Origin of the sequence: Mesorhizobium sp. M5C.F.Ca.IN.020.32.2.1 (assembly GCF_004023105.1) — a bacterium.
GTDB classification, from domain to species: Bacteria; Pseudomonadota; Alphaproteobacteria; order Rhizobiales; family Rhizobiaceae; genus Mesorhizobium; species Mesorhizobium wenxiniae.
The window spans coordinates 1-5,801 of record NZ_RZSX01000377.1 but is presented as its reverse complement, the minus strand read 5'-3'; the positions used below and the strand labels follow the sequence as shown (position 1 = coordinate 5,801).

General features: G+C 61.7%; 7 protein-coding genes. 5 read left to right on the top strand and 2 right to left on the bottom strand.

Annotated elements, in window-relative coordinates; translation table 11 throughout:
* From EOA86_RS38710 to ade, 5 genes are all read left to right on the top strand, one after another.
* On the top strand, positions 1-264 hold a 264-nt coding region (locus EOA86_RS38710; RefSeq protein WP_164891829.1), incomplete at its 5' end, for a hypothetical protein.
* A gap of 287 nt (positions 265-551) precedes the next feature.
* Positions 552-761 (top strand): hypothetical protein, encoded by a 210-nt coding sequence (locus EOA86_RS19080; protein WP_127212041.1) that lies wholly within the window; start codon positions 552-554, stop codon positions 759-761.
* A 53-nt stretch (positions 762-814) separates the two neighbouring features.
* Entirely contained in the window at positions 815-994 is a 180-nt protein-coding gene (locus tag EOA86_RS19075; RefSeq protein ID WP_029353754.1) for a hypothetical protein, read from the top strand.
* A gap of 142 nt (positions 995-1,136) precedes the next feature.
* On the top strand, positions 1,137-1,589 hold the full coding sequence (locus tag EOA86_RS19070) for a cupin domain-containing protein (RefSeq protein WP_127212042.1): 453 nt from the start codon (positions 1,137-1,139) through the stop codon (positions 1,587-1,589).
* A gap of 438 nt (positions 1,590-2,027) precedes the next feature.
* Positions 2,028-3,833 (top strand): adenine deaminase, encoded by a 1,806-nt coding sequence (gene ade, locus EOA86_RS19065; RefSeq protein ID WP_128343096.1) that lies wholly within the window; start codon positions 2,028-2,030, stop codon positions 3,831-3,833.
* Positions 3,834-3,860: 27 nt separating this feature from the next.
* On the opposite strand, the gene EOA86_RS19060 is transcribed toward ade, so the two are convergent.
* Both EOA86_RS19060 and EOA86_RS19055 read right to left on the bottom strand, forming a co-directional pair.
* Positions 3,861-5,027, bottom strand: a complete 1,167-nt coding sequence (locus EOA86_RS19060) for an alpha/beta hydrolase (RefSeq protein ID WP_128343094.1) — start codon at positions 5,025-5,027, stop codon at positions 3,861-3,863.
* A 147-nt stretch (positions 5,028-5,174) separates the two neighbouring features.
* On the bottom strand, positions 5,175-5,801 hold a 627-nt coding region (locus EOA86_RS19055), incomplete at its 5' end, for an alpha/beta hydrolase (RefSeq protein ID WP_128343092.1).

Below are 5,801 nucleotides of genomic sequence, written 5' to 3'. Positions count from 1 at the left end.
GTCCATCTCCAGCCGATCGTGCACCGGCTTATCGTGCCAGATCACTTGCCTGAGATCCCGCATATCGACCGGCTGCGCACAGATCGGGCAGATGTAAAAATGGTCGCCTTCGTTCTTGGGCGGGTCGCCAGCACCCGCGTGGCAGGAAGACCTTCGGCGTGCCTCGCTGCAGGACTTTCGCGAGGAAAAATGATCACCACGCAATGGAACTTTGCGCGGGCACAGTGGTTTGGAGGCCAGTCGGAGAAATCCGGCATGTTCTGAGGAGCCGAGCCTGTCCCCAATTCCCTCCTCGCCGGGCGGGCTCGTCACCGATCCGTCAAGGCTAGAGCGTTTTTTCCGGCCCGCATCATGGCACGCGCGACCCGCCTTGGATACAGGATCGTCGGCGCGAAATTCGTGCCCAAGTCAACAGCATAGCTGCCGTTACCGGGCCGGCGGCAACTCTTCCCAGCGAGGGAATCAAACACTGAGGTTCAAACAAGATCGTTTCCAGCTGGAACAATTTCGTAGTGGCTGAGTTTCGCACTAAAGCTACTGGAATCCCGAACATGGCAGAGTTTGACACAGAACGAGGGAAGTCTGTTGCCGAAGCCGTTCGGCAACTGATCCGTTCCGAAGATAATCGCCGGTATTTACACGACGCGCTGGATCTTGCCGTCGACCTGCGACTGCCCAGCCCCCTTGCCTCATTGCTTGAGGCGCTTGATCAGGCCGGGCGGGATCCATTTCCGCATTCCCGAACCCCGAACGAGCGATGATCGAGTAAAACGCGCCAGGTCTTCCCCTCTAGCCCCATGGCTCACTACTCCCCATGACTCAACGCTACGACATTGAGAAGACACCTGAAGGCACGTGGGACATCATCGATGTGTTCACAGGGCTGCCGGTTGTCGAGGTGGGTGTCCCCTTGATCGACATGCCGATCGAAGAGGCCGACGATCTGGTCGAACTTCTTAACTGCCGCGACAGGGAACAGCGGGAGGACACTTAGCGGCGGCTTCCGAGGCCACTGCGAAAGCGCGTCCCCCGTTCGGAGGATGCGTTCGGGCGTTCTGCATTGGTAGGCTCCAATTGGTGAGTGATTCAGCGTTGAAATTTGACGCTGTCCTCTACGAACCAATGGAGAGATTGTCATGCTCAAGCTCGCCTCTGCTCTGGCGCTGTTGCTTGTTGGGACAGCGCCTCTGTTTGCCGATGATAGGCCAGTGAACGCGGACAGTATCAAATGGGGCCCTGCTCCTGCTGTCATTCCCGCTGGCGCGGACATAGCGGTTATCGCTGGAGATCCCTCAAAGGATGGGCCTTATGTGCTGCGACTGAAGACGCCCGCCGGCTACAAAATTGCCGCACATAGTCATCCCACCGCGGAATACATAACGGTGCTTTCCGGCAACTTTCATATCGGAATGGGCGATAAGTTCGACGAGGCGAAAGGCATCGAACTAACCGCTGGCGGCTTCGGAGTTGCGCCGGCCGGAATGAATCACTTCGCCTGGATGACAAGCGAAACGATTATTCAGGTTCATGGCAACGGACCGTTCACGATCAACTACGTCAATCCGGCGGACGATCCGAGCAAAAAATGACAGTTCGGGGATCAAATTGATTGAACCGCCTGCAGGCTCGAATGGTGGACGTCGAGACCCTCTGAGCGGCCGGATCAGGCACTTCCAGTTCTGATCTGAGTCTTCGAGTGGTGTCTGCGGTTTCCCGAACGTCGATTCAGAAAGATGCGCTAACGGGAGGCAAACTGATTTGCCGCAAACGGAATCGTATTCCGCTTGGGCACTTTGCCGTGGACGGCGCCGAAACAAAAAACCCGCCTCGGCGGCGGGTCGTTGGCGCAAATCAGCGCCTGGCGAAATCTATAACATAAATGCCGTCACAAAGTAACGAATCGCGAGCTCGCAACAGACGCGAAAATCACGGTCGATGTTAAGGCCGAGGAGCCCTCAGGCAATCCGCCGATCTCGCTGGTCAAAACGCCATCGGCTTGGCACAGTCGGGAAAACAGGAGTCTCTTCATGGCGAAGACCGCAACGAAACCAAAACCCTGGGCCGAGGCGGCCACGCATCTGGTCGACGTCGCGATGGGCAGGAGGCCCGCCGATCTCGTCATCCGCAACGGGCGCTGGGTCAACGTTCACTCCGGCGAGATCATCGCCGGCACCGACATTGCCATTGCCGGCGCCCGCTTCGCCTATTGCGGACCGAATGCCGGCCACGCCATCGGGCAGGGCACCAAGGTGGTCGACGCCGGCGGACGCTATCTGGTGCCGGGTCTCTGCGACGCGCATATGCATGTCGAGAGCGGCATGGTGACGGTGACGGAGTTCTGCCGCGCGGTCATCCCGCATGGCACCACCTCGATGTTCATCGATCCGCACGAGATCGCCAATGTGCTCGGCCTGCCGGGTGTGCGGCTGATGCATGACGAGGCCGTCGCCATGCCGATCAACGTGTTAGTGCAGATGCCGTCCTGCGTGCCCTCCGCACCTGGGCTGGAGCATGCCGGCGCCGAGCTGACGGTCGCCGATGTCGCCGAGGCGATGGCGTGGGAAAACATCATCGGACTTGGCGAGGTGATGAATTTTCCCGGTGTCGCGGCCAACGATCCGGTGATATCGGGCGAGATCGCCGCGACGGTGAGGGCGGGCAAGACGGTTGGCGGCCATTACGCCTCGCGCGATCTCGGCCTGCCGTTCCATGGCTATGTCGCCGGCGGCCCCGAGGACGACCACGAAGGCACGCGCGCCGAGGACGCCATCGCCCGCGTCCGCCAGGGCATGAGGGCGATGCTGAGGCTGGGTTCGGCCTGGTACGACGTCGCCTCGCAGATCAAAGCGGTGACGGAGAGCGGACTCGATCCGCGCAATTTCATCCTGTGCACCGACGACAGCCATTCCGGCACGCTTGTCCATGAAGGCCATATGGACCGGGTGGTCAGGCACGCCATCAGCCAGGGGTTGAAGCCGGTGACGGCGATCCAGATGGCGACGCTCAACACCGCCCAGCATTTCGGGCTGGAGCGCGAGTTGGGTTCGATCGCGCCGGGGCGGGCTGCCGATCTGCTGATCGTCTCCGATCTGGCCGCAATGACCATCGATGAGGTCTATGGCCGCGGCGTCAGGCTGGCCAAGGGCGGCAAGCTCGAAATCGACATTCCGGCCTATAACTATCCGAAGACGTCGAAGAACACCGTCAAGCTCGGCAGGAAGCTCAAGTCAGGGGATTTCGACATCGTGGCACCCATGGGCGCCAACGAGGTGCGGGTGCGGGTCATCGGCGTGATCGAGAACCAGGCGCCGACGCGCGCGCTCGAGGCCGATCTTCCGGTGGAGGACGGTCTGGTCGCCATGGACCGTCGCAACGACGTCTGCCAGATCGCGCTGGTCGAACGCCACAAGGGCACGGGCGGCGTCACCAATGCCTTCGTCTCCGGCTTCGGCTATATGGGCGACTGCGCCATAGCCTCCAGCGTGGCGCATGATGCGCACCACATCATCGTCGTCGGCACCAGCAAGCAGGACATGGCACTGGCCGTCAACCGGCTGGGTGAGGTCGGTGGCGGCGTCGTGCTGTTCTCCAAGGGCAAGGAACTGGCGCTGGTCGAAATGCCGATCGCCGGGCTGATGTCGGACGAGCGCGCCGAAATCGTCGCGGCCAAGGCCGACAAGCTCACCGAGGCGATGCGCAAGATGGGCTGTTCGCTGAACAACGCCTATATGCAGCACTCGCTGCTGGCGCTGGTCGTCATCCCGGAACTGAGGATTTCCGATGTCGGCCTGATCGACGTGACGACGTTCCAAAAGGTCGACCTGTTCGTCTGACAACGACCAAGGGCGAGCCCAAATTGCTCATCCGCCGGTGGCGATGGTCAGCACCCTGAATGGCGTGGTGATGACGATCTCGGCAACCGAGCCGACGGCCTTGCCGATGCCCTGGCCGAGATTGTCGATCGGCTGCGCCGGATTGGCTTCCTCCGATGCCAGGCCGGCCGGGGCGCGCAGCCGGTCGCCGAGCAACTGCACCAGGAACGGGTTGTCGGCGAATTTGGCGTGGTTCAGACGGTCGCCGCCCTTTGTCTTGGTCAGGTCGATCACCGACACGCCGTAGCTGGCGAGGTCGGCCGCGTCGCCATAGTCGCCGACGCGCGGCTTGTCGCCGGAGATCAAGGAGGAGAGTCTGAGGGCGCGATCGTCGCCCGAAAGCAGGATGGCGAAAGGCTTGTCGGGCTTGCCGTAGCGGATCATCTGCTTCTTGAACACATCGACATCGATGTCGGGCGAGGCCAGGATGACGTAGCCGAGCTTGTCGCTGAGATCGCGGTCGCCGGTGATGGCAAGCTGGCGCAACGCTTCCATTTTCACCCCGGTGCCCATCGAATGGGCGATAATGACGATGCTCTTGGCCTTCGTCTTGGCCAGCATACGCAGCGTCTCTTCGAGATCGTCGCGCGCAGCGTTGGCGCTTTCCTTGTCGTAGATATAGCCCGTGGTTTTGCCGCTCGACGCCCATGAGAACAGCACCGGCGTGCCGGGATATTTCGTGTCGTGCGCAATCTGCGTCAGCCGATAGATGCCGTCGTCGAAACCGTTGTTGAAGCCGTGCACGAAGACCAGCGCGCGGTCGCCGCGCATGGCGATGTCGGCGCCGACCGCCTTGGCGAATTGCGGGGCGCCTTCGTAGAATTCGACCTCCGTTGCCGTGAAATCCTTCGCCGGGTTGCTGTTGGCGGAGCTCCTGACCCGCTCGATGGCGCCGACCTGATGGACCTTCGGAACGGTGACCTCGACACTGGCAAAACTGGTGGTCGGTGAACGGTCACCGTCGAACACCTGCCGCGGATCTTTCGTTGCCTTTTTCCGGGTGGTGGCGACGAATATCTCATGCGTGGCTGCGATGTCGGAGGCAGGCACTGTGACAGCCGTCGTGTTGAGAAGGTCGTGTGTTTTCCCACCGGCGCAGCCGGTAACGGCGAGCGCAAACGCTACGACGAGAAAAATCTTCGAACGCACGGTCACGCAGACTCCCGCAAGGGGGACGTCAAGCTGGTGACGTCGCTCGCTATTTCGATAAAGCCAAGGTCCGGCCCGGTCCAGTTGAAAGTGATTCGATGGTGCCGCAACCGTGAACACGCACAACGAAAGTAACAGGGCGTGGAACGCACCTCACTGTCCGAGCAGGCTGATGCGGTCGGTTACCTCGCGGTCGCTGGCAAATCCGTCATCCTCGCGCAGCCGCTGGCCGATCATCTTCACCAGCTCGGGGTTGTCGGCAAATTTGGTGTGGTTGAAACGGTCCGATCCCTTGACGCTGGAGAGATCGACAACGCTCACGCCATAGTCGGCGAGGTCGGCGGCGTCCTTGTAATCGCCGACGCGCGGCCGCGAGCCGGCGATCAGGCCGGAGAGCCGCAGCGCCCGGTCGTCGTCGGACAGGAGCAGGATGAATGGCTTGTTCGGCTTGCCGTAGCGGCGCATCTGGCTCTTGAACACGTCGACATCGATGTCGGGCGAGGCCAGCACGACGTCGCCGAGCTTGCCGCCGAGATCGCGGTCGCCGTTGATGGCGAGCTGGCGCAGCGCTTCCATGGTAACCCAGGTTCCCAGCGAATGCGCGACGATGTCGATCCGCCGCGCGCCGGTCTGCGCGAGCATCCTCAGCGTCACTTCCAGCTGGTCGCGGGCAGCACTGGCGCTTTCCCTGTCGTAGACATAGTCCCTGGTCTTGGCGCCCGACGCCCAGGAAAACAGCACCGGCGTGCCCGGGTAGCCGGAATCATGGGCGATCTGGGT